Consider the following 21,996-nt stretch of genomic DNA (forward strand, 5'->3'; position numbering starts at 1 on the left):
GCTTTTCTCAGCGCACCTTCAAGGTTGCAAGACCGATGAGCACCAGCACCACGCTGATGATCCAGAAACGGACGATGACCCGCGGCTCGGGCCAGCCCTTCAATTCGAAGTGATGGTGGATCGGTGCCATGCGGAAGATGCGCTTGCCGCGCAGCTTGAAGCTGCCGACCTGGAGCATCACCGAGGCGGTTTCCAGCACGAACACGCCGCCCATCACCAACAGCACGATTTCCTGGCGGACGATGAGCGCGACGCAGCCGAGCGCGGCGCCGATCGCCAACGCACCCACGTCACCCATGAACACCTGCGCCGGATACGTGTTGAACCAGAGGAAGCCGAGCCCCGCGCCGGCCAACGCGCTGCAGAAGATCGCCAGTTCGCCGGCACCGGGAATCGCCGGAATGCCGAGGTACTCGGAGAACAGCTTGTTGCCGGCGAGGTAGGCGAAGATGCCCAGCGCGCCCGATACCAGGACGCTCGGCATGATCGCGAGGCCGTCGAGGCCATCGGTGAGGTTCACCGCATTGGAGAAGCCGACGATGATGAAATAGCCGACCACCACGAAGAACACGCCGAGCGGGATGGCGACCTGCTTGAACAAGGGCACGTAGAGCGCGATCTCGGCCGGAAGCTGGTGGGTCTGGTAGAGGAACACCGCGGCGCCGAGACCGAACACCGACTGCCAGAAATACTTCCAGCGGCTGGCGAGGCCGCGGCTGTCCTTCAGCACCAGCTTGCGGTAATCGTCGTAAAAGCCGATCGCGCCGAACAGCACGGTCACCGCCAGCACCACCCACACGTAGCGGTTGCCGAGGTCGGCCCACAGCAGGGTGGCGATGCCGACCGCGAACAGGATGAGCAGGCCACCCATGGTCGGCGTGCCTGCCTTCGCGAGGTGGGTCTGCGGACCATCGCTGCGCACGACCTGGCCCGCCTTCAGCGCGGCGAGCTTGCGGATGAGCGCCGGCCCGAGCAGCAGCGAGACAGCCAGCGCCGTGAGCGCGGCCATGATCGCGCGAAAGGTGATGTACTGGAACAGATGCAGCGACGTGAAGTGCCGAGCCATCCATTCCGCCAGTTCAAGCAGCATGGAATGCTCCTTCAGCGTATTTCTTCATTGCCGCCGCGACCCGGTCCATGCCGGAAGAACGCGACCCCTTCACGAGGCAGGTCACGCCCTCGTGGATCTGCGCGCAGGCGGCCTCGATCAGTGCCTCTTGCGTCGCGAAATGCTGCGCCCCCGGACCGAAGGCTTCCACCGCCGCGGCGCTCCTGCTTCCCGTGGCGAGCAGGCGCTCGATGCCGCGCGCATGGGCGAGACGGCCGACGCCGGCATGAAGCTCCATGGTGTCCGGTCCCAGTTCCGCCATGTCGCCGAGAATGAGCCAGCGTTCGCCGCGGGCGAGCGCCAGCGTATCGATCGCCGCGGCTGCTGAACCGGGATTCGCGTTGTAGCTGTCGTCGATCAAGGTCCAGCCACCGGGCATCGGTTCGAGCACGAGCCGGCCGGGCACGTGCGGTACCTGCTCCAGGCCTTCGACGATGACGTCCACCGGCACGCCGAGCGCCGTGGCGATCGCCGCCGCCGCGAGCGCGTTGGCCACGTTGTGGCGACCCGGCAGCGGAAGGTGCACGTCGCCGTCGCCATGCGGCGTCGAGAGCACGAAGTGCGTGCCGTCGATGCGCTCTTCGACGATGTCCGCGCCGATGTCCGCGCGATGGTCCAGCGCATAGCGCAGGATGGTGCGCGAACCCGCCAGGTTGGCGAAGAATCCGGCGAAGCGCTCGTCGTCCGCATTGACGATGGCGATACCGTCGGCCGGCAGCGACCGGTACAACGCGCCCTTGGTTTCGGCGACGCCTTCGATCGTGCCCATGCGCTCAAGATGCGCGGGCGCGATGGAATTGACGAGGCCGATATCGGGCCGCGCGATGGCGGCGAGGTAATCGATGTCGCCCGGCTTGCCGGCGCCCATTTCCAGCACCGCATAGCGGGTGTCTTCGGGCATCGCCAGCAAGGTCAGCGGCATGCCGATCTCGTTGTTGAAGTTGCCGGCGTTGACGTGGGTTCGGCCATGGCGGGACAGGATCGACGCGGTGAGCGTCTTCACCGTGGTCTTGCCATTGGAACCGGTGATGCCGACGACGCGCACGTCGCGCTGCGCGCGCACGGCGCTGGCCAGGTCGCCCAGAGCGGCCTGGGTATCGTCGACGATCACCTGCGGAATCGGCGCGTCGACCGGACGCGTGACCAGCGCGGCGACGGCGCCACGCTCCGCGGCGGCGGCGACGAAGTCGTGCCCGTCGACGTGCTCACCCGGCAGGGCCACGAAAAGATCGCCCGCTCGAAGGCTGCGGGTATCGATGGAAAAACCGCTCACCTCGGCATCGGCGCCTTGCAGGCGGCCGCGGGTCCAGAGGGCGACGGCGGACAGGCGCATCATGCGCGGGCTCCCTTCTTGCTCGTCTCCATCGCCTCGCGGGCGATGGCGAGGTCGTCGAAGGGGCGCTTGCCCTCCGGACCTTCCTGATACGTTTCGTGGCCCTTGCCGGCGATCAGCACGACGTCGTCGGCCTTCGCGTCGGCGAGTGCCAGGGCGATGGCCTGCGCGCGGTCGCGCTCGACCATGACGGTGTCGGGATGGGCGAACCCGGCCACGATCTGGGCGACGATCGCATTACCGTCCTCGGTGCGCGGATTGTCATCGGTCACGATCACCACGTCGGCGAGCCGCTCGGCGATAGCCGCCATGATCGGGCGCTTGCCCTGGTCGCGATCGCCGCCGGCGCCGAACACGCAGATCAGCTTGCCCTTCGTGTGCGAGCGCAGGGCGAGCAGTGCCTGTTTCAAGGCGTCGGGCGTGTGCGAGTAGTCGACCACCACGAGCGGCTTGCGGCCGTCGCCGCCGAGGCGGCTCATGCGGCCATTCACCGGCTGCAGCGCCTCGAGCGCCGCTTGGATGCGGTCGAACGGCTCACCCAGCGCGCCGAGCACGGCGGCCACCGAAAGCAGGTTGGCCACGTTGAAGCGCCCGAGCAGCGAACTGCGCACGGTGCGCATGCCCCACGGGGTATTGAGGTTGAACGACAGGCCCTTCGCCGACGTGACGACGATGTCCGCGCGGACCTCGGCGTCCTTTTCCGTGCTGTCGCCCGCCATCGACACGCGCAATTTGGCGATGCCTTCGCCGAGGCCCTTGGCCAGCTTCGCGCCGAACGGGTCATCCACGTTGATGACCGCGCTGCGCAGTCCTTCGAAAGCGAACAGCCTGGCCTTGGCGGCGCCGTACGCCTCCATCGTGCCGTGGTAGTCGAGGTGGTCGCGGGTGAGGTTGGTGAACACGGCCACGTCGAAGGCGATGGCGTTCACCCGGCCCTGTTCCAGCGCGTGCGAGGACACTTCCATCGCGACATGCGTGGCGCCCGCGTCGCGGAACTCGCCGAGGAGCGCCTGCATGCGGATCGCGTCCGGCGTGGTGCGCTCGCCTTCGGCGATCGCGCCGTGCAGGCCTGCGCCCAGCGTGCCGACCGTGGCGGGCTTGCGGCCGAGGAAGGCCAGCGCCTGCGCGATCAACTGGACGGTGGAGGTCTTGCCGTTGGTACCCGTCACGCCGATGACATCGAGCGCGCGGGACGGGTCGCCGTAGTAACGCGCGGCGATGGGACCGGCCTTGTCGCGCAACTTGTCGACCGTGATGACGGGGACGCCCGCGTCGATGGCATCGAACGGCGGCTCGGCGAGGATCGCCACCGCACCCTGCCCGACCGCCTTGGCCGCGAACTCGATGCCGTGGCCCTTCATGCCGCGCAACGCGACGAATGCATCGCCGCGCACGATCTCGCGAGAATCCAGGGCGAGGCCCGACACGTCGATGTCTCCGGCGCTGGATACGTCGGCGAAGCCACCGAGCAAGTCGGTGAGGCGCATGGTCATGGCACCACCTCTTCGGCGGCGCTTTCGTCCGCCTGTGGCGGTTGCGCGTTGGTGGTGCCGATCAGGCCGCCCTGGCTCGGACCGCCCGCGTACCAGCGGCCCACGTTGTCCGGCGGGATGTCGAGCAGGCGCACGGCGCCTTCCATCACCTGGGCGAAGGCCGGGCCGGCCACGGAACCACCGTAGTAGTGGCCGCCCTTCGGGTCGTTGATGACGACGACGGTCACCAGGCGCGGCGCGCTCGCCGGGATCATGCCGACGAACAACGAGATGTAGTTGTTGGCGTAGTAACCGCCTGCGGAATTCTTGTGCGAGGTACCGGTCTTGCCCGCGACACTGTAGTTGGCGACGGAGGCGAAGCCATAACCCGTGCCGCCCGGCGCCATCACCGTTTCGAGCATGCGCACGAGGTTGTGCGCCACGTCGGGCGTGACGATTTGGTTCGGCGGGTTGTCCGCGCCCTTGATGAAGCTCGGCGAGCGCAACGCGCCGCCGTTGGCGATGGCGGCATAGCCCGTGGCCAGCTGCAACGGCGTGACGTTGAGGTTGTAGCCGTAGGCCAGACGCGATTTCTCGATCGGCTTCCAGGTGCGGCCCACGGGCAGGTAACCCGCCGCTTCGCCCGGGAATCCGCTGCCGGTGCTGTTGCCGAGCCCGAACGACTTATAGACGCCGTAGAGGAAATCGGTGTCCAGCGTCATCGCGATCTTGGCCGCGCCCACGTTGGACGACTTCGTGATCACGCCCGTGGGCGTGAGCGTGCCCCAGTTGTGGGTATCGCGTACCGGATGGCCGCCCATCATCCAGGTGCCCGGCGACGTCTCGATCAACGGCGAGGTCGGCGTGTACTTGCCACTGGTGAGCGCCGCGGCCATGGTGAACGCCTTCATGGTCGAACCCGGTTCGACCACGTCCGTGACGGCGCGGTTGCGCCGTTCCGACGGCGTGCTGCCGCGCACCGCGTTCGGGTTGAACGAGGGCAGGTTGGCCATGCCGAGCACTTCGCCCGTGTGCACGTCCATCACGACGATGGAACCGGACTCGGCCTTGTTCTTCTCCAGCGCGTCTTTCAGGGCGCTGTAGGCGAGGTACTGGATGCGGCGATCGATCGACAGGGTGAGATCGCGGCCCGGCTGCGGCTCGCGCACCAGTTCCACGTCCTCGACGACATGACCCATGCGGTCGCGGATGACGCGCTTCGCACCGGGCTTTCCAGCCAGCCATTCGTCGAACGCCAGTTCCAGGCCTTCCTGGCCGTGGTCGTCGATATTGGTGAAGCCGAGGATATGGCTGTTCACCGCGCCCGACGGATAGTAGCGGCGGTATTCACGCTGCGAGGCGATGCCGGGGATCTTCAGGTCCACGATCGCTTGCGCATCTTCCGGACGCAGCTGGCGCGCGATGTACATGAACTCCTTGTCGGCGCGCTGCACGATCTTCTGCTTCAGGTCGTCGGCGTCGACGTGCAGCGCCTTGGCCAGTTCCGGAATGCGGTCCTCGTTCTCCAGCACTTCCGGCGGATTCGCCCAGATCGAAGCCACCGGCGTGGACACCGCCAGGGGCTCGCCATTGCGATCGAAGATGGTGCCGCGCGAAACCGCGATGGGCATCTCGCGCAGGAAACGCGCGTCGCCCTGGTCCTGGTAGAACTGCTTGCGTACCACCTGCAGGTCGAACGCGCGCACCACCAGGCCCGAGACGGCAACGCAGAGCAGCGCGACGATCACCGTCATGCGCTTGCGCGGGCTCGGGCCCTGGCCGCGGCGGCGGCTCGGCACGACGGGCTTGCCGTAACGGGCCTTCATCGACGCACCAACTGGATGTCCTGCGGCTTCGGCGTGAACATGCCGAGCTTGCCGCGGGCGTCCGCATCGATGCGGCTGGGTTCGGCGTAGGTCGCCTGTTCCAGTTCGAGGCGGCCGTATTCGACGCCGAGATCGTCCTTCTGGCTTTGCAGCCGCGAGAGCTCGACGAACAGCACGCGGCTCTCATGGCGCGTCCACACCACGCCGATCGCGCTGGCGATGACCGCCAGCAGCAGGATCGAGAGGCAGGCGGCGCCGAAGGCTTTCATGCGAGTTTCTCCGCGATGCGCAGCACGGCGGAGCGCGAACGCGGGTTCGCGGACACTTCGGCGTCGGACGGGAAGATGGCCTTGCCGACGGGCTTCAGGCGGGCGGTCTTCGCCTCGACGGGCGGACCGCGGCGGCTGCCCTGCACGCGCCCCTCGTGACCGCGGATGAACTGCTTCACCGTGCGGTCTTCCAGCGAGTGGAAGCTGATCACCGCCAGGCGGCCGCCCACGTTGAGCAATTCCAGCGCGGCGTCGAGGCCACGCTCGACGGAATCGAGTTCGGCATTCACGCGGATGCGCAGCGCCTGGAAAGTACGCGTGGCGGGATTCTTGCCCGGCTCGCGGCGGCCGACGCAACGCGCGACCAGTTCGGCGAGTTCGCCGGTGCGCGTGATGGGATCGGTGGCGCGGCGCTCGATGATCGCCTTGGCGATGCGGCGGCTGAAGCGCTCCTCGCCGAAGGTCCACAGGACCTGTGCGATCTCGGCCTCGCCGGCATCGGCAAGGAACTCCGCCGCGCTGATGCCACGCGTGGTGTCCATGCGCATGTCCAGCGGCGCGTCGGCCATGAAGCTGAAACCGCGGCTGGCATCGTCGAGCTGAGGGGAAGACACGCCCAGGTCGAGCAGGATGCCGTCGAGGCCGCCTTCAAGGGCCGGCCAGTCGCCCATCGTGGCGAAGTTGTCGTGGCGCAGGGATACGCGGGGATCGGTGGCGAGGCCGGCTTCGGCCACGGCGATGGCGGCCGGGTCGCGATCCATGAGGAAGAGCCTGCCGGCGTCGGAGAGACGGGCGAGGATCGCCCGGGCGTGACCGCCGCGGCCGAAAGTCCCGTCCAGATAACGCCCGTTCTCGCGCAAGGCGAGGCCCTCCAGCACTTCGTCGAGCATCACAGGGATGTGCACATCGCGCCCCGCCATTGCCACATCCCGCTCCCGTTCCACCAAAAAACCTCGAAAGTTAGTTCGTCGTCACAACCGCAGCTCCGCCATGTCGTCGCTGATGTCGTCCTCGCCGATCGTCTGGCGGATCTTCGCGAGGTGGGCCAGTTCGCTCCAGAGCTCGAACTTCTTGCCCATGCCGAGCAACACGGCTTTTTTTTCTATGCCTGCCGCCGATCGTTGGCTGGAAGGGAGGAGGATGCGGGCCGCTCCGTCGGGTTCGACGATGGCCGCGGCGCCCACCAACTTCATCTGCAACGCCCGGTGGACGGCCTTCACGCTGGGCAGCGCATTGACCTGGTCACGCACCTGCTCCCACTCCGCGTACGGAAAGATCCAGAGGCAGCCGGTCTCGAACGGGTTGTAGGTCACGACCAGACGATTCGCGCACGCGTCAGCCACCAGATCCCGATACGACGTCGGAATCGTCAGACGACCTTTGTCGTCGACCGTGATGGCTGTCTCGCCTTGAAACATCTTCGTTGGCCGCCCCACCAAATCCCACGATTTAACACTGGGGCCCACGATAGTCTCGGGTCCTGAGACTGTCAAGGAATTTTTTCTTGTGAATCAAGGAGAAAGCTCACGTTCATGCCAATTTCCAGCCGTTTCTGAGGAAGGGGCGGAAGGTGGTTGAATCGTTGAGGTTTTTTGTGACAGATCTCGCGGTTCCAGCGGTCGCCGAACGATGCAAAACCACCCCCGACTGAACTCCACGTTCATCGAAGTCGGCTTCCGGCGATGGCGTCCGACCATTGGCAGCCGCCATGGTGGAACCCACCCTGGTGGGAGCCGACCCTGTCAGCGATGGGTGCTTGCCGTAATCTGGCCCGCTGCCGCGGGATCGCCGACAGGGTCGGCTCCCACCACGGCTCGCCACAGCCATCACAGCCCGGCCATCTGTTTGTCCCAGACCACCCGTACCTGGAAACGCCGCGGCGCCGTCTGTGAGACGGCGCCGCGATGCCTGGAAGAAAAAGGAGTCGGCCTGTAAGCCGGGTTCTGTGCGTCTTGCGACGTGACAGTCATTCTTCTCGGCCTGGCGTCACCGCCAGGCTCCAGCAACCTACCCGGGAACGACGCGGGCCGCGTCATGGTTCCCTTATTTGGTCTTGCTCCGGGTGGGGTTTACCGTGCCATGCGGCGTTAGCCCCGCACGCGGTGCGCTCTTACCGCACCCTTTCACCCTTACCTGATCCCCTTTCGGGGCCATCGGCGGTCTGCTCTCTGTTGCACTGGCCGTCAGCTCACGCTGCCCAGGAGTTACCTGGCACCCTGCCCTGTGGAGCCCGGACTTTCCTCGATACGCCCGAAGGCGCGACGCGACTGTCCGGCCGACTCCACCTGCGATTGTACGGCAGAAGCGGCACCTGCACGTAGAATGATCCGCCCTGTCCAGCGGATCCCCCGATGTCATCACCACGTCCCGGCACGCTGCACGTCGTCGCCACGCCGATCGGCCATCGCGACGACATCGGCGCCCGCGCCATCGAGACGCTGCGCCGGGTGAAGGTCATCGCGGCCGAGGACACGCGGCATACGCGCCCCTTGCTCCAGCACCTGGGCATCGAGACGCCACTGGTCGCGCTGCACGACCACAACGAGCGTACGGCGGTCGACAGCCTCGTCGAGCGCATGCGCGGCGGCGACGACATCGCCCTGGTCTCGGATGCAGGCACGCCGCTGATCAGCGACCCCGGCTTCCGCTTCGTCCGCGCGGCGCGGGCGGCGGGGCTGAGGGTCAGCCCCGTTCCGGGTCCCAGCGCGGTCGTCGCGGCGCTTTCCGTGGCCGGGTTGCCGAGCGATCGCTTCGTCTTCGAGGGCTTCCTGCCAGCCAAGGCAGGGGCCCGCCGTGCGCGACTCGGTGAACTGGCCGGCGAAACGCGCACCGTGATTTTCTACGAGTCCTCGCACCGCATCCTCGAATCGCTGCAGGACATGCGCGATATCTTCGGGGTCGAACGCGAGGCGGTCGTTGCGCGCGAACTCACCAAGATGTTCGAAACCGTGCTCGATGGCCCGCTCGCCGCCCTGGTCGAGCGCGTGGCCGCCGATCCGAACCAGCAGCGCGGGGAATTCGTGGTGATGGTCGCCGGCCGCGAAGCCGGCGAGGAGGAGCGCCTGGCCGAGGGCCTGCGTGTGTTCGCGATCCTCAAGGATGAGTTGCCTCCCGCCAAGGCGGCGAAGCTGGCGGCCGCGATCACCGGTGCGCCGCGGAAGGCGCTTTACGGGGCTTGACCGGCGGGCGGGCTATCGCCGACGGGGTCGGCTCCCACCAGGATCGGCCGGGAGCCGGATCAGGGTTGGCAGGGGCCGGATCGGCGCAAGCACGGGCCGGCTCACAACGGCCTCGCGGAGCGATGGGCTATGATCCGGTCGTTTCGGCGCCGGAGGGCGCCTTCGTGCAGTCAAGGAATCCGTTGCGATGCGATCGATCCGCGCCACCACCCTCGTCCTCCTGCTTTCCGCCGGCCTCGCCGGTTGCGTGACGCAGGGCGGAGTCCAGCACGGTGCCGCACCTTCGGGTGAAGCCACCCAGGCGGCGCAGGCGCTCTATATCAAGGGCCAGTTCGACCAGGCCGCGCAGGCCTACCTCGCGCTGGCCGCGCAGGACGGCGACCACCGCGACTATTACAAGCTGCTCGCCGCGGAGTCGTACCGTCAGGAAGGGGCCCTCGACCGCGCGGCTCCCATCGTCGCCGATGTTCGCCGCTCTCGCCTCGAAGGCGAGGACGCCTTGCGCCTCGATGCGTTGCGCGCCGAAGTCGCCCTGAAGAACAACGACACGAAGACCGCGCTCTCGCTTACCGGTAAGCCGTCGTCGCGTGTGTCGCCGCAGATCGACCAGCGCCTCGCCGAATTGCGCGCCCGCGCCCAGGCCGCCGCCGGCGATCCGTGGAGCGCGGCGCAGACCCGGATCGAACTGGACGGCCAGTTGCGCGGCATCGACCGCGAGCAGAACCGCAAGGAAATCCTCACCCAGCTCACGGGCCTCGGTGCGCAAGCGCTGGCCGAACGCGGTGGTGCCCTTCCGGCTAACGATCCGATGAAACCCTGGGTAACGGAAGCCCAGGCCCAGCTCGGCAGCGTGAGCCGTGCGCCGGCCGTGCTCGACCAGGCCGTCGGCACGGTCACCGGCGACAAGGGCGTGCGCGAGGGATACAAGGTGCCGACCAAGGTCGCGCTGCTGCTGCCGCTGTCCGGCCCGCTGGCCGGTGCGGGCGCCGCCATCCGCGACGGGTTCTTCACCAACTACATAGAGGCGGCGCATAACGATGCGCCCCGTCCGGAAGTGGCCGTCTACGATTCCGGCAACGATGCCCAGCATGCCGTCGCCGCCTACGACAAGGCCGTGGCCGAAGGCGCGCGCTTCGTCGTGGGCCCGCTCAATCGCGACGGCGTTTCCGCGATCTTCGCCAAGGGCGCCCTGCCCGCGCCGATGCTCACGCTGAACTACCCGAACGACAACAAGAACCTGCCGCCCGCCGGCGCCAACGAGTTCGGCTTGCTGCCGGAAACCGAGGGCGCCCAGGTGGCCGACCACATGGCCGATCGCGGCATGCGAACCGCCACGGTGATCGTATCCACCGACGATTTCGCGCGCCGTGCGGGCAACGCGTTCAAGGCCGAATGGCAAGCCCGCGGTGGCACGCTGGCCGGCCAGGTGACGCTGGACTCGGGGAGCATCGATTTCGCTTCGCAACTGTCCGAGCCGGTCGGACAGGATCCCGCCACCAGCGGCGTCTTCATCAGCATGAAACCGCAGCAGGCACGTCTCCTGCTGCCCCAACTGCGCCTGGCGAAAAACACGCTGCCGGTCTTCGCCACCTCGCACGTCTACGCGGGCGGTGACGATGCGACGGCGGATCGCGACCTCGAAGGCGTGGAGTTCTGCGACGCGCCCTGGTTGTTCGACGCACAGCCGGGACTGCCGCGGCGCGCGGATCTCAACAACGCGCTGCCGTCGACCAAGGGCGTGACGGCGCGGTTGTTCGCCTTCGGCATGGACGCGTGGGGCCTGGTGCCCTACATCGACTGGATGCGCGGTCATCCAGGCAGCTACCTGCCCGGCGCGACCGGCCAACTGGTCGCGGATGAGTTCGGCCGCGTGCGCCGCGTACTCATCTGGGCGCGCTTCGCCGACGGCGTGGCACGCCCCGTCGCGGGTAGCCTCGAACTCGAAGCGCCGGCCACGGCTCCCGACGTCGAAAGCGGCGGGGGCTGATCCCCCGCCGGCGCGAACCGGGAGTTCGCGTGACGGCAACGAAAAAAACCACTCCGCGCCGCGCCACCGGCGACCGTTTCGAAGGCGCGGCCCGGACATTTCTCGAAGAACGGGGATTGCGCCTCGTCCGCGCCAACTTCCTCTGCCGGCATGGCGAAATCGACCTGGTGATGCGCGAGGGCGATACCGTCGTGTTCGTCGAGGTGCGCTACCGGTGCAATGGCGCCTTCGGCGGCGCGCTGGGATCGGTGACGGCGGCCAAGCGGCGCAAGCTGATCAGCGCGGCGCACCTGTGGATCGCGTGGCATCCGCACGATGCGCGCAGGCCTTGCCGGTTCGACGTGCTGGCGTTCGAAGGCGATGGCGTGGAGTGGGTGCGGGGGGCTTTCGAGGCGTGAATCGCCGACAGGGTCGGCTCCTACCTTGAAGGCATCGCCGCTAAAGCGGCTTCCCACCCGAAGGCATAGCCGCTAAAGCGGCGATGGCGGTCGGTCAGGCCGCCGCCAGGAAATCCTCGCGGCGCATCGTCGCCAGCTCCGCCACCGTATCGATCGTGATGTCCGGCGGCGTCTCTTCCAGTTCCTTGCCCGCAGCGGCCGCATAGTGCCCCTGCTTCACGAACACCGTGGTGACCTTGTCGCCGAGCAGCTTCTTCAACGCCACCAGGATGCGCGGCTTGTCGTCCACCATCACATAGTGGTCCGCGGGATAACGGCGGCGCATGTCGTCGAGCATCTCTTCCTTGTGCACGTAGATCAGCACGTCTTCCCGGAACGCCTCCCACAGCCCCGCGCGGCGGATCTTGCGCGGCTGGAACACGGTGTCACCGTCGGACATGATCACCGGACGGCCGATCGTGCGCAGGTGCGCGATGGCTTCCAGCACGCCGGGGAAGCGGCGCTCGTCGAAGGGGTAGTCGAGCAGGAAGAACGACATCGCCATGAATTCGGGGCTGCTCGCCTGGCCGCGCAGGCGCTGCAACGCACCCAGGTAGTCGGCGTAGCCGACCTGGCCGCGGATGTCCTTGTCGATGGCCTCGTAGCGGGCACGGCCCTCCGCGCCGAAATCGCGTTCCAGGCGGGCACGGAGGTCCGCACTGAAGCGGTCGTTATCGATCAGGGTGTTGTCGACGTCGAACAGGAAGACGATGGGGTCGTGGTGGGACACGATGGATCCTTGCGCGGGTACATGACCGCCTATATGGGGCTGGTCATTCTGATTCGAAGAGGCCGCACCTTCTTGGCACGGCATGCCTTTCGCTGAACGCCCTTCGGCGGGTCACGCGCGCTTGGGCGGGACCAGCGACAGGCGCTTGCCGCCCGTGGCCCGTGGCGCCAGCAGGCGCTCGATCTCGTCCGGCGGCAGCGGACGCGAATACAGGAAGCCCTGTCCTTCCTGGCAGCCGGCGCGGAGCAGGAACTCATGCTGGCCTTCGGTCTCGATGCCTTCGGCGATCGTGTGCAGGTCGAGGCTTCGCGCGATAGCGACCATCGCTTCCGTGATCGCCACGTCGTTCGCATTCATCGGCAATCCGGTGACGAAGGAGCGGTCGATCTTGAGATACGCCACCGCCGGCAGCTTCAGGTAAGCGAGCGACGAATAGCCGGTACCGAAGTCGTCGATGGCCACCGCCACGCCCAGGTTGTGCAGGGCCTGCATGGCGCGCTCGGTATCCTCGCCCAGGCGCAGGATGGCGCTCTCGGTCAGTTCCACGAGCAAGCGCTTCGGGGGGATGCCGATCTCCTCCAGCGCCTGGAAGACGCCCTGCAGGAAGTCGGGATGGCCGAACGAACCGGCCGATACGTTGACCGCCATGCGCAAGGGCGGGAGGCGCGCCTCGTCCCATTGCAGCAACTGGCGGCAGGCCGTCTCCAGCACCCATTGGTCGATCTGGCGGATCAGGCCGAGGCTCTCCGCGATCGGGATGAACTCGTCCGGGCCGACGTTGCCCCGCTCCGGGTGGCGCCAGCGGATCAGGGCCTCGACGGCCACGATGCGCCCGCTCTTCATTTCGACGCTCGGCTGGTAGACGAGGTGAAATTCATTCCGGATCAGCGCCTGGCGCAACTCCGACGCCAGCTTGAGGCGGCGCCGCGCGTCGGCATGCATCTTCGGGGTGTAGAAACGCAGCGCGTTGCGCTCTTCGGTCTTGGCCACGTACATCGCCGCGTCGGCGTTGGCGATCAGGGTGACCGCGTCGTTGCCGTCCAGCGGGTAACCCGCGATGCCGATGCTCGCGCTCACATAGAGTTCGTAATCGCCCAGGTCGAAGGGGCGGGCCAGCGCGGCGAGCATGGTCTCCGCCACCACCAGCGCTTCCTCGCGCGAGCGCAGGTCGGCCAGCAGCACGGTGAATTCGTCGCCACCGATGCGGCCGGCGACGTCGTGCGGCGAGAGCTGGGCGCGGATACGCTCGGCGACGCGCATCAGCAAGGCGTCGCCCGTGGCGTGGCTGTAGCTGTCGTTCACCACCTTGAACGCGTCGAGGTCGACGAACAGCACCGCCACCGCGCCACGCTCGTGCGCCGCGCGGGTGATCGCCTCGGCGCAGCGGCGTTCGAACTCCGAGCGGGTGACCAGGCCGGTGAGCGGATCGTGCGTGGCGAGGTGTTGCAGGCGCTGGCGGTCGGCCTTGCGCGCCGTGATGTCCGAGACCACGGCCACGTAGTGCTGCGGACGTCCGTCACGGTCGCGGATGGTGCTGATGCTCATCAGTTCCGGGTAGGTGCTGCCATCCGCGCGGCGGCTTTCCACCTCGCCCACCCAGTTGTCGCCCGCCGCGATGTCGTCCCACAAGGACTGCGGCAAGGGACGGCCATCCGGCAGCGTCCGCGTGATGTCGAAGCGGGTACGGCGCAGCGCCTGCACGGGGTACCCGGTGAGCTTCGTATGCGCCGCGTTGGCGGTGGTGACCCGGCGGTCGGCGTCCGCGATGATCACGCCCTCCGCGATGCTGGCCAGCGCCTCGGAGGCGATCTTGCGCTCCTGCTCCATGGCCACGCGGTCGGAAATGTCGCGCACGATGGCCTGCGACACGCGACGCGCGCCCCAGACGACGAGGCTGCTCTGTGTCTCCACCGGGCGCAGGCTGCCGTCCGGATTGCGCAGGCTGCCGACGCCCGTGTCGGGCGAGCCCTCCACGAAAAGCTTCGCCAGTTCCATCCCGGTGAGTTCTTCGCGCGAACAGCCCAGCCACGCGGCGGCGCGGCGATTGGCGTCGAGGATGAGACCGCTCTCCTCGTCGACCATGAAAATGGCATCCGCGGCGCTGTCGAAGAGGAGGCTGTAGCGCTCCTCCGTGCCGCGGATCCCGGCGAGGATGCGTCCCGCCATGCGCAGCCAAAGCAACGAGGCCAGGGCGGCGACGCCGAGCACCGTGAAGAACAGCACCCGGCCAAGCCACGAGGCGCCATTGGCGATGTAAAGGGAAAACGCCTTGGCGCGGGGTTCGATGTAGTTGTTGAGCGTGGCGATCCGCGTTCTTTCGGCGGCGACGTCGGCCGGCTGCAACGTGCCGGCGCCATAGCCCTTCTCGAGGCGGTCGGCCGTGTCTTCGAGGTCGGCCAGGCTGCCGTCCACGGAACGCCACTCCGATACGGCCTCACGCACGTAAGGCATGCCGTCGAAGTACTGGAAGATGAAGACCATTCCCGGGATGGCCTCGGGGATCACCCCGCCCCGGGCAAAGGCGTCGTTGACCTCCGCATGGGAGAAGTCGCCGCTGGCGATCGCGTCGCGCGCCCAGCGGTCGGACATGAGCACGGCGTAGTTCCGCCTGAATCCGGCGAGGTCCGCCGGCCGGCCGTGGGCGGCGTAGGCGTCCAGGTCGATGACCGACTGCTTCTGCGCCTTGGACCAGAGACTCTCGCCGTTGAGAAAACCGGCGAGGGTCACCTGGGTCTGGAGCGCGACCCACGTCAGGGTGAGGATGAGGCCGACGACCGCCACCAAGGCATAGGCCAGCGGCCTGAGGCGCCTGGACAGAAGCTGCTGGTGATTGGCCTCGAGGCGGCGCATTGGATCCCCTTGTTCCTCAACCGGTCGTGATAGTGCTCCATATGACGCCCAACTTGCGAGTTACGCCGCCGCCTCGTTCCACTTGCGGATCGATCCGGCCGCGTCCATGCAACGGTCCAGCGTGATGCTCATGGACACATAACTGCGGCGAACGCACTCCTTGATGTGCTCGACCTGGTCCACCGGGGGGTTGGTCCCGAGCAGGGCGCAGACGATTTCCAGGGCCTCCCACGGGTGGGTATCGTCATACGCGGCGTGAAGCTGAAGCCAGCGAAGGCCGGCTTTCCGGCCGGAAACCGGCAAGCTTTCGGCATAAGCCTTGCTTTCATAGACGAGCTGCGACCAATCCCCCGTAGCTCCCTCCACGGCATAGTTGGTCGCGGCGATGCCGGCGGCCAGCGAGTCGTTGCGGGACACCTCCTCGCACCAGTCGGCCAGGGCCTGCGAGCCCTTGGGCGGCTCGGCCGCCAGCACGTCCTCGCGCGGCACCCCCGCGCTCTCCGCCCAGTTCAGCCAGTACTCGGCGTGGTTCTGCTCCACCCGGATGTTGCGGACCAGCCAGCGCCGGGCGAGATCGTCGCCCGGGCTGCGGCCATAACGGGTCTTCAACAGGCTATGCGACATATAGCCAGGGAACCGCTCGATCACCGGCCAGACCCCGACCATGAAGTTGCGCGTGGTCTGCGGGTCGAGGGTGGCGGCGCACATCGCCGTCCACATCTCATGGTTGACGATCCCCCGCCGGGTATCCTCGCAGGACGACACCATGTCCTGTGCCCAAAGCGGATAGCTGGCGATCTCGGTCTGCGAGCCGGTCAGTTCGAAACGTGCGTTCATAAAGATCTCCCTAAAGATCTGCTGCCAATGATGGTCGGGCGGGCCCGGGCGACCCGCGGCCCGCCCCGTTACCGGCCTCGTTGCGAAGCCGGACGATCATTAGGGCACATCCCCCCGGCTGCTTTGTGGGGCCCGTGAGGTGGCCTTGCGCCTAGTCCATCGGTCATGGACACAAGCGCCACGGCGAGGGCTATCGTGGGCGCCCCACCCGCAAGGACCCTTCCATGGCCACCATCCACCGGATCCTCGCCGCCTCGATCGCCTGCGGCCTCGCTTCCACGGGCGCGCTAGCCGTCGGCCAGCCCTCGGGCATCGATCTCAAGGGCATCGACCGCTCGGTGCAGCCCGGCGACGATTTCGACGGCTACGCCAACGGGAACTGGAAGAAGACCGTGGTCATTCCGGCCGACCGGGCCAGCACCGGCATCTTCCTGGAGGTGTTCCAGAAAGCCGAGAAGCGCAACGCGGACCTGCTCAAGGCGGCCAGCGACGGCAAGGCGGCGCCGGGCAGCAACGAGCGCCTCATCGCCGACTACTACAAGGCGTACATGGACGAGGCGGCCATCGAGAAGGCCGGTCTCAAGCCGCTCGAACCGGCATTGGCGCGGATCGACGCGATCAAGGACAAGACGCAGCTCTCGGCGGCACTCGGTGCGCAGCTGCGAGCCGACGTCGATCCGATCAACGCGACCAACCTCGACACCGAACACCTGCTAGGCCTCTTCGTCGCCCAGGGTCTCGAGGATCCCTCGAAAAACATGCCTTACCTGTTGCAGGGCGGCCTGGGCATGCCCAACCGCGACTACTACCTGAAGAACGACAAGGACATGGTCGAGACGCGCGAGAAATACGCCGCCTACGTCCAGGCCCTGCTCGCGCAGGCGGGCACGCCCGATGCCGCCGGCAAGGCGAAGGCCATCGTCGCCCTCGAAACGAAGATCGCCCAGGCCCAGCTGTCCATCGTCGAGAGCGAAGACATCCATAAGGCCAACAACCCGTGGCCGCGCACGAGCTTCGCGGGCAAGGCACCAGGCATGGACTGGAACGCGTGGTTCAAGGCCGCCGGTCTCGACGGCCAGCCGACTTTCATCGTCTGGCAACCGGCCACGGTGACGAAGTTCGCCGCCCTGGTCGCCAGTGAGCCGCTGGATACCTGGAAGGCCTGGTTGCGCTTCCACACCATCAACGAGAACGCTTCCGGCTTGCTGCCGAAGGCCTACGACGCCCTCGCCTTCGACTTCTACGGCAAGACCCTCTCCGGCACGCCGAAGCAGCGCGACCGCTGGAAGCGCGGTCTCGGCCGCGTGAACACCGACCTCGGCGACGCGATGGGCCAGCTCTACGTGAAGCAGTACTTCCCGGCCTCGTCGCGCGCGGAAGTACAGGACATGGTGAAGAACATCCTCAAGGCGTTCGACGCGCGCGTGGACACGCTCGACTGGATGTCCGCCGGCACGAAGCAGAAAGCCAGGGCGAAGATCGCCACCGTCAAGGTCGGCGTCGGCTATCCCGACTCCTGGCGCGATTATTCGAAGCTGGAGGTCCGGCCCGACGATCCGCTCGGCAACCATGCCCGCGCGGAACTCGCCGAGTACCACCACCAGGTCGCCAAGCTGGGCAAGCCGGTGGATCGCGACGAATGGTGGATGACACCGCAGACCGTCAACGCGGTGAACCTGCCGTTGCAGAACGCGCTGAATTTCCCCGCCGCCATCCTGGAAGCGCCGTTCTTCGATCCGAAGGCCGACGCCGCCTCCAACTATGGCTCCATCGGCGCGGTGATCGGGCATGAGATCAGCCACAGCTTCGACAACACCGGTGCCGAGTTCGATGCCCAGGGACGCCTCGCCAACTGGTGGACGGCAGCCGACGAGAAGCACTTCAAGGAAGCGGGCCAGCGCCTGGTCGAGCAGTTCAACGAGTACGAGCCGCTGCCGGGCCTGCACGTCAACGGCCAGCAGACGCTCGGCGAAAACATCGCGGACGTATCGGGCCTGGCGATCGCCTATGCCGCGTACAAGGAAAGCCTTGGGGGCAAGCCCGCGCCGGTAATCGACGGGCTGACCGGCGACCAGCGCTTCTTCCTCGCTTACGCGCAGTCGTGGCGCACCAAGACGCGCGATGCGGCATTGCGCCAGCAGGTGATCGGCGATGGCCACGCACCGGGTGAGTTCCGCGCGCAGACGGTGCGCAACCTGGATCCCTGGTACGACGCCTTCCAGCCGAAGCCGGGGCAGAAGCTGTACCTGGACCCGAAGCAGCGGGTGAGGATCTGGTGACCCCATCGCCGCTTCAGCGGCGATCCGACCGCCGCACGCGCCTCTCCACCGTCGCCAGCGCCGCATCCACCGTCAACGCCAGCACGCCCACCAGCAAGGCGCCCTGCACCACGTAAGCCGGATTGTTCCCCACCAGCCCCTCGACGATCGGCGAACCCAGCGTCGTCGCGCCGACCGCCGAGCCGATGGTCGCCGTGCCCACGCTGACGATCGCCGAAAGACGAATGCCCGCCATGATCGGCCCCGCCGCGAGCGGTAGTTCCACGTCGAGCAAGCGGCGCCAACGCCCATAGCCCATGCCGTCGGCCGCGTGCAACGCGGCGGCCGGTACCTGGTCCAGGCCCGCCACGGCCTGCCCCAGCACCGGCAGGACGCCATACAGCACCAGCGCGAACAGCGTCGGCGCGGCGCCGAAGCCGAGCAGCGGCACGGCGATGGCCAGCACGGCGACCGGCGGGAACGTCTGGCCGATCACCGCCACCGCGCGAACCGTCGGCAGCAACGAGCGGCCAGGCGGACGCGTCGCAAGGATGCCGAGCGTCAAACCGATGGCCACCGCGGCGAGCGTGGCGGCCAGCACGAGGACAAAGTGGGCCAGCGTCAGCGCGAGGAAGGAGGTGCGCGTGTAAAGCGGATGCGGAAGCGACGGCTGCCATGCATGGAACAATGGCGCCGAATGAGGCAGCGCCAGCAAGAGCGCGACCAGCACGGCGAGGGTCACCGCCAGCTTCATGGGCGCGCCACGAGGTCTGTCAGCACGATCGCCCCGACCTGCTCACCGCCCTCGCACACGGGCAGGCGGTCGCGGCCCTGCGCGAGCATCGCGCCCAGGGCGTCCTGCAACGATGCGCCCGCCTCGACCGCCTCGCCCTCGGCCCGTTCGCCGTTGCGCATGCTGTCGCGCACGGTACGCACCGCCAGTTCGCGCAGTCGCGCACGCGTGCCGCCGACGAAGTCGCGCACGCGCTCGTCGGCCGGGTGCCGGAGGAAGGCCAGGGGTGCGCCGACCTGGGCCAGCTTTCCGTCCAGCATGAGGCCGACCCTGTCACCCAGGCCGAAGGCTTCATCCATGTCGTGGGTGACGAACAGGATGGTGGTTCCCGTGTCGCGCTGGATCGCCTTGAGGCTCGTCTGCAGGGACTCGCGCGTCAGTGGATCCAACGCGCCGAACGGCTCGTCCATCAACACGATGCGCGGCCTGGCGGCGAGTGCGCGCGCCACGCCCACACGTTGTTGCTGGCCGCCGGAAAGCGTATGCGGATAGCGATCGGCGATACCGGGTTCATCCAGCCGCAGCAGTTCGATCAACTCCGCGACGCGCGCGCGGATCGCCTCCCCGGGCCAACGCAGAAGACGCGGCACGGTACCGATGTTCTCGGCCACGGTGCGGTGCGGAAATAGCCCGACGGACTGGATCGCGTAGCCGATGCCACGGCGCAAGGTCTCCACGTCGCGCGTGGCGACATCTTCGCCGTCGACACGCACCGTGCCCGCGTCGACATGTACCAGCCGGTTCACCGTGCGCAACAGGGTCGACTTACCCGAACCGGAGGGGCCGACCAGGGCGAAGAACTCGCCGTCGTCGATGCGTAGCGAAAGGTCGTCGATCACCATGTGCTCGCCGAAGCGCTTGCCGACGTGCTCGAACTCGATCATGCGTGACGCTCCGTGAGGGCGAGCAGGCCCTGGAAAAGAAGGTCCACGGCCAATGCCAGGACCAGAATAGCCAGCGTACCGAGCAGCACCATGTCGGTGGCGCCCTGCCCAATGCCGAGGAAGACGAAACGGCCGAGGCCACCGGCGCCGATCAACGCGGCGACGGCGGCAAGACCGATCGTCTGCACGGCGACGACACGCAGCCCCGCGAGCAGCACGGGCCAGCCCAGGGGCAGTTGCACACGAAGAAGCAACTGCATGCGGCTCATGCCCAATCCACGCGCCGCCTCCCGGGCGTCGGCGGGCACGGCGTCCAGGCCGGCCGCCGTGTAGCGCACGACGGGCAGCAGGGCATACAGCAGCAAGGCGAACACCGCGGGCGCCGCGCCCGTGCCACCGAAGCCCAACGAACCCAGCGCGGGCCACGCATGGGCCAGCCATGCGAATGGGCCGATCAGCAATGCGAACAGCGCGAGCGAGGGCACCGTCTGCAGGAAGGCGAGCACGCCCACGAGCAGGCCGTCGTTCCTTCGTCCTCGCCATACCCACCAGCCCAGTGGCGCACCGGTCAGCAAGGCCAGCACCAGGGTGATCGCGCTGAGCCGCAGGTGGACGGACAAGGCTTCGGCGAACGGCGCGCGCTGCGCGTGCCATTCACGCAGCAACGCAAGCCCGTCGAGCATGCCCGTGGCGCACTGGGCCACGACGAGCGCCAGCGCCGCCAGCCACGCCGTGGCTTGCACCGCGATGCGCGCACCACGCAACCGGTCGAGCAGCAACAGCGCGGCGGCGAGCCACATGAGCCAGAACCCCGCGCCCAGTTGAACGCGGGTCGACGGTGCGGCGTGGGCGAGGATGCGCTGCGCGTCGAGACCGGCGAGCAGCGGCAGGCCGGCCACCGCCGCCCAGGCGAAGGAGACGGCGACCAGACGATGCCGCGGAAGCCCTGACACGGCGCAGGCCATCACGATGGACCACGCGCCCATCCACAACCACGGGTGTGGATGGATCGCTTCGCCGGCGAGCAGGCGGTTCGGCGCGACATGCAGGAACGCCCCGAACGCCGCCGCCAGCAGCCCGATCACCGATAGCACGATGACCGGCAAGGCCTCGAACGGGCGAGCCCCCTTCATTTCAGTAATCCATGGGAGCGCAGGTAATCCGCCGCCACGGTCGCCGCGTCCTCCCCGTCGATCTGCGTACGCGCGTTGAGCATCCGCAGCACGTCGACGGTCAGTGGCCGGAACGCGGCCTCCAGCGCCGGGCGCATCGCGGGATAACGCTTCAGCGCATCCTCGCGCACGACGGGCGCGGGCTGGTAGACCATTTCCACGTGCTTCGGGTCCTCGAGCACCACCAGGCCCGTCACAGCGATCGCGCCGTCCGTGGAATAGACCATGCTCGCGTTGACGCCGGAAGTCCCTTCCGCCGCCGCCTTGATCGTCGCCGAGGTATCGCCGCCGGCAAGCACCAGCAATTGCCTGCCACGAAGGGTGAAGCCATACGCGGCCTGGAACGCGGGCAGCGCAGCCTCGCTTTCCACGAACTCCGCGGAGCCGGCGAGCAGCACGTCGCCCCCTCCGTTCACCCATCGTGCGAAATCGTCCAGCGTGCGCAGCCGCTCCTTCGCGGCGATGTCACGGCGGACGCCGATGGCCCAGTGATTGTCGGCAGGCGCGGGAGTCAGCCAGGCCAGCTTGTTCGCCTTGAGGTCGAGCGAGGCGGCCAGCGCATACGCCTTCGCCGCGTCGCGAAAGGCCGGGTCGTTCTCGCGGTGGAAAAAGAACGCGGCGTTGCCGGTGTACTCCGGGTAGATGTCCAGGTCACCGTTGAGCAACGCGCGGCGCACGATCGACGTCGGCCCCAGCTGCGTGCGGTCGACCACGGGCACGCCTTCGTGGCGCAGCACCTGCAACACGATCTGTCCGAGCAGCGCGCCTTCGTTATCGGCCTTGGAACCGACACGCAACGCGGGTTGCGCATGCGCGGCGCCGCCGAACACGACCAGTAGCAGGACCAGAAGCCGGCGCAAC

General features: G+C 67.7%; 18 protein-coding genes and 1 other RNA gene. 4 read left to right on the top strand and 15 right to left on the bottom strand.

The window, feature by feature from the left end:
• Nucleotides 1-7 precede the first annotated feature (7 nt).
• From mraY to rnpB, 8 genes are all read right to left on the bottom strand, one after another.
• Entirely contained in the window at nucleotides 8-1,090 is a 1,083-nt protein-coding gene (mraY, locus tag QFZ41_RS06745; protein WP_371022705.1) for a phospho-N-acetylmuramoyl-pentapeptide-transferase, read from the bottom strand.
• Complete coding sequence (locus QFZ41_RS06750; protein WP_429198049.1) at nucleotides 1,080-2,444, bottom strand: UDP-N-acetylmuramoyl-tripeptide--D-alanyl-D-alanine ligase; 1,365 nt, start codon at nucleotides 2,442-2,444, stop codon at nucleotides 1,080-1,082. Before QFZ41_RS06750 ends, mraY begins: the two co-directional genes overlap by 11 nt.
• The gene (locus QFZ41_RS06755; RefSeq protein ID WP_429198050.1) at nucleotides 2,441-3,934 is read right to left on the bottom strand and encodes a UDP-N-acetylmuramoyl-L-alanyl-D-glutamate--2,6-diaminopimelate ligase; all 1,494 of its coding nucleotides are present in this window, start codon (nucleotides 3,932-3,934) and stop codon (nucleotides 2,441-2,443) included. Before QFZ41_RS06755 ends, QFZ41_RS06750 begins: the two co-directional genes overlap by 4 nt.
• Nucleotides 3,931-5,739: a peptidoglycan D,D-transpeptidase FtsI family protein gene (locus QFZ41_RS06760; RefSeq protein WP_429198051.1), complete on the bottom strand. Its 1,809-nt coding sequence runs from the start codon at nucleotides 5,737-5,739 to the stop codon at nucleotides 3,931-3,933. Before QFZ41_RS06760 ends, QFZ41_RS06755 begins: the two co-directional genes overlap by 4 nt.
• Nucleotides 5,736-6,008: a cell division protein FtsL gene (gene ftsL / locus QFZ41_RS06765; RefSeq protein WP_306850873.1), complete on the bottom strand. Its 273-nt coding sequence runs from the start codon at nucleotides 6,006-6,008 to the stop codon at nucleotides 5,736-5,738. Before ftsL ends, QFZ41_RS06760 begins: the two co-directional genes overlap by 4 nt.
• Nucleotides 6,005-6,928: a 16S rRNA (cytosine(1402)-N(4))-methyltransferase RsmH gene (gene rsmH / locus QFZ41_RS06770; protein ID WP_429198052.1), complete on the bottom strand. Its 924-nt coding sequence runs from the start codon at nucleotides 6,926-6,928 to the stop codon at nucleotides 6,005-6,007. Before rsmH ends, ftsL begins: the two co-directional genes overlap by 4 nt.
• Nucleotides 6,929-6,979: 51 nt before the next feature.
• A complete protein-coding gene (gene mraZ, locus QFZ41_RS06775; protein WP_371022700.1) occupies nucleotides 6,980-7,426 on the bottom strand; it encodes a division/cell wall cluster transcriptional repressor MraZ in 447 nt (148 codons plus the stop codon).
• Between the two features lie 498 nt (nucleotides 7,427-7,924).
• An RNA gene (gene rnpB / locus QFZ41_RS06780) (RNase P RNA component class A) lies at nucleotides 7,925-8,291 on the bottom strand.
• Between the two features lie 68 nt (nucleotides 8,292-8,359).
• Here rnpB and rsmI point away from each other — a divergent pair.
• From rsmI to QFZ41_RS06795, 3 genes are all read left to right on the top strand, one after another.
• Entirely contained in the window at nucleotides 8,360-9,187 is an 828-nt protein-coding gene (gene rsmI, locus QFZ41_RS06785; RefSeq protein ID WP_429198053.1) for a 16S rRNA (cytidine(1402)-2'-O)-methyltransferase, read from the top strand.
• 187 nt (nucleotides 9,188-9,374) lie between these two features.
• Complete coding sequence (locus tag QFZ41_RS06790; RefSeq protein ID WP_429198054.1) at nucleotides 9,375-11,174, top strand: penicillin-binding protein activator; 1,800 nt, start codon at nucleotides 9,375-9,377, stop codon at nucleotides 11,172-11,174.
• Between the two features lie 29 nt (nucleotides 11,175-11,203).
• Complete coding sequence (locus QFZ41_RS06795; protein ID WP_429198055.1) at nucleotides 11,204-11,572, top strand: YraN family protein; 369 nt, start codon at nucleotides 11,204-11,206, stop codon at nucleotides 11,570-11,572.
• Between the two features lie 94 nt (nucleotides 11,573-11,666).
• Here the strand turns inward: QFZ41_RS06795 and QFZ41_RS06800 are convergent, their stop codons facing one another.
• The 3 genes from QFZ41_RS06800 to QFZ41_RS06810 all read right to left on the bottom strand — a co-directional run bounded on the left by QFZ41_RS06800 (nucleotide 11,667) and on the right by QFZ41_RS06810 (nucleotide 16,028).
• A complete protein-coding gene (locus QFZ41_RS06800) occupies nucleotides 11,667-12,341 on the bottom strand; it encodes an HAD family hydrolase (protein WP_429198056.1) in 675 nt (224 codons plus the stop codon).
• Between the two features lie 111 nt (nucleotides 12,342-12,452).
• Complete coding sequence (locus QFZ41_RS06805; RefSeq protein WP_429198057.1) at nucleotides 12,453-15,191, bottom strand: putative bifunctional diguanylate cyclase/phosphodiesterase; 2,739 nt, start codon at nucleotides 15,189-15,191, stop codon at nucleotides 12,453-12,455.
• Between the two features lie 60 nt (nucleotides 15,192-15,251).
• Entirely contained in the window at nucleotides 15,252-16,028 is a 777-nt protein-coding gene (locus QFZ41_RS06810) for a TenA family transcriptional regulator (RefSeq protein WP_429198058.1), read from the bottom strand.
• 224 nt (nucleotides 16,029-16,252) lie between these two features.
• On the opposite strand from QFZ41_RS06810, the gene QFZ41_RS06815 reads away from it, so the two are divergent.
• Nucleotides 16,253-18,307, top strand: a complete 2,055-nt coding sequence (locus QFZ41_RS06815; protein ID WP_429198059.1) for a M13 family metallopeptidase — start codon at nucleotides 16,253-16,255, stop codon at nucleotides 18,305-18,307.
• 13 nt (nucleotides 18,308-18,320) lie between these two features.
• Here the strand turns inward: QFZ41_RS06815 and QFZ41_RS06820 are convergent, their stop codons facing one another.
• Genes QFZ41_RS06820 through osmF form a run of 4 tightly spaced genes read right to left on the bottom strand, consistent with a single transcriptional unit; the run spans nucleotide 18,321 to nucleotide 21,995 of the window.
• A complete protein-coding gene (locus QFZ41_RS06820) occupies nucleotides 18,321-19,040 on the bottom strand; it encodes an ABC transporter permease (RefSeq protein ID WP_429198060.1) in 720 nt (239 codons plus the stop codon).
• Complete coding sequence (locus QFZ41_RS06825; RefSeq protein WP_429198061.1) at nucleotides 19,037-19,963, bottom strand: ABC transporter ATP-binding protein; 927 nt, start codon at nucleotides 19,961-19,963, stop codon at nucleotides 19,037-19,039. Before QFZ41_RS06825 ends, QFZ41_RS06820 begins: the two co-directional genes overlap by 4 nt.
• Nucleotides 19,960-21,096 (bottom strand): ABC transporter permease, encoded by a 1,137-nt coding sequence (locus QFZ41_RS06830; protein WP_429198062.1) that lies wholly within the window; start codon nucleotides 21,094-21,096, stop codon nucleotides 19,960-19,962. Before QFZ41_RS06830 ends, QFZ41_RS06825 begins: the two co-directional genes overlap by 4 nt.
• Nucleotides 21,093-21,995: a glycine betaine ABC transporter substrate-binding protein OsmF gene (gene osmF, locus QFZ41_RS06835; protein ID WP_429198063.1), complete on the bottom strand. Its 903-nt coding sequence runs from the start codon at nucleotides 21,993-21,995 to the stop codon at nucleotides 21,093-21,095. The genes QFZ41_RS06830 and osmF overlap by 4 nt, the downstream gene beginning before the upstream one ends.
• Nucleotide 21,996: the final 1 nt, after the last annotated feature.

The sequence above is a fragment of the Luteibacter sp. W1I16 genome, assembly GCF_050434905.1.
Lineage (GTDB): Bacteria > Pseudomonadota > Gammaproteobacteria > Xanthomonadales > Rhodanobacteraceae > Luteibacter.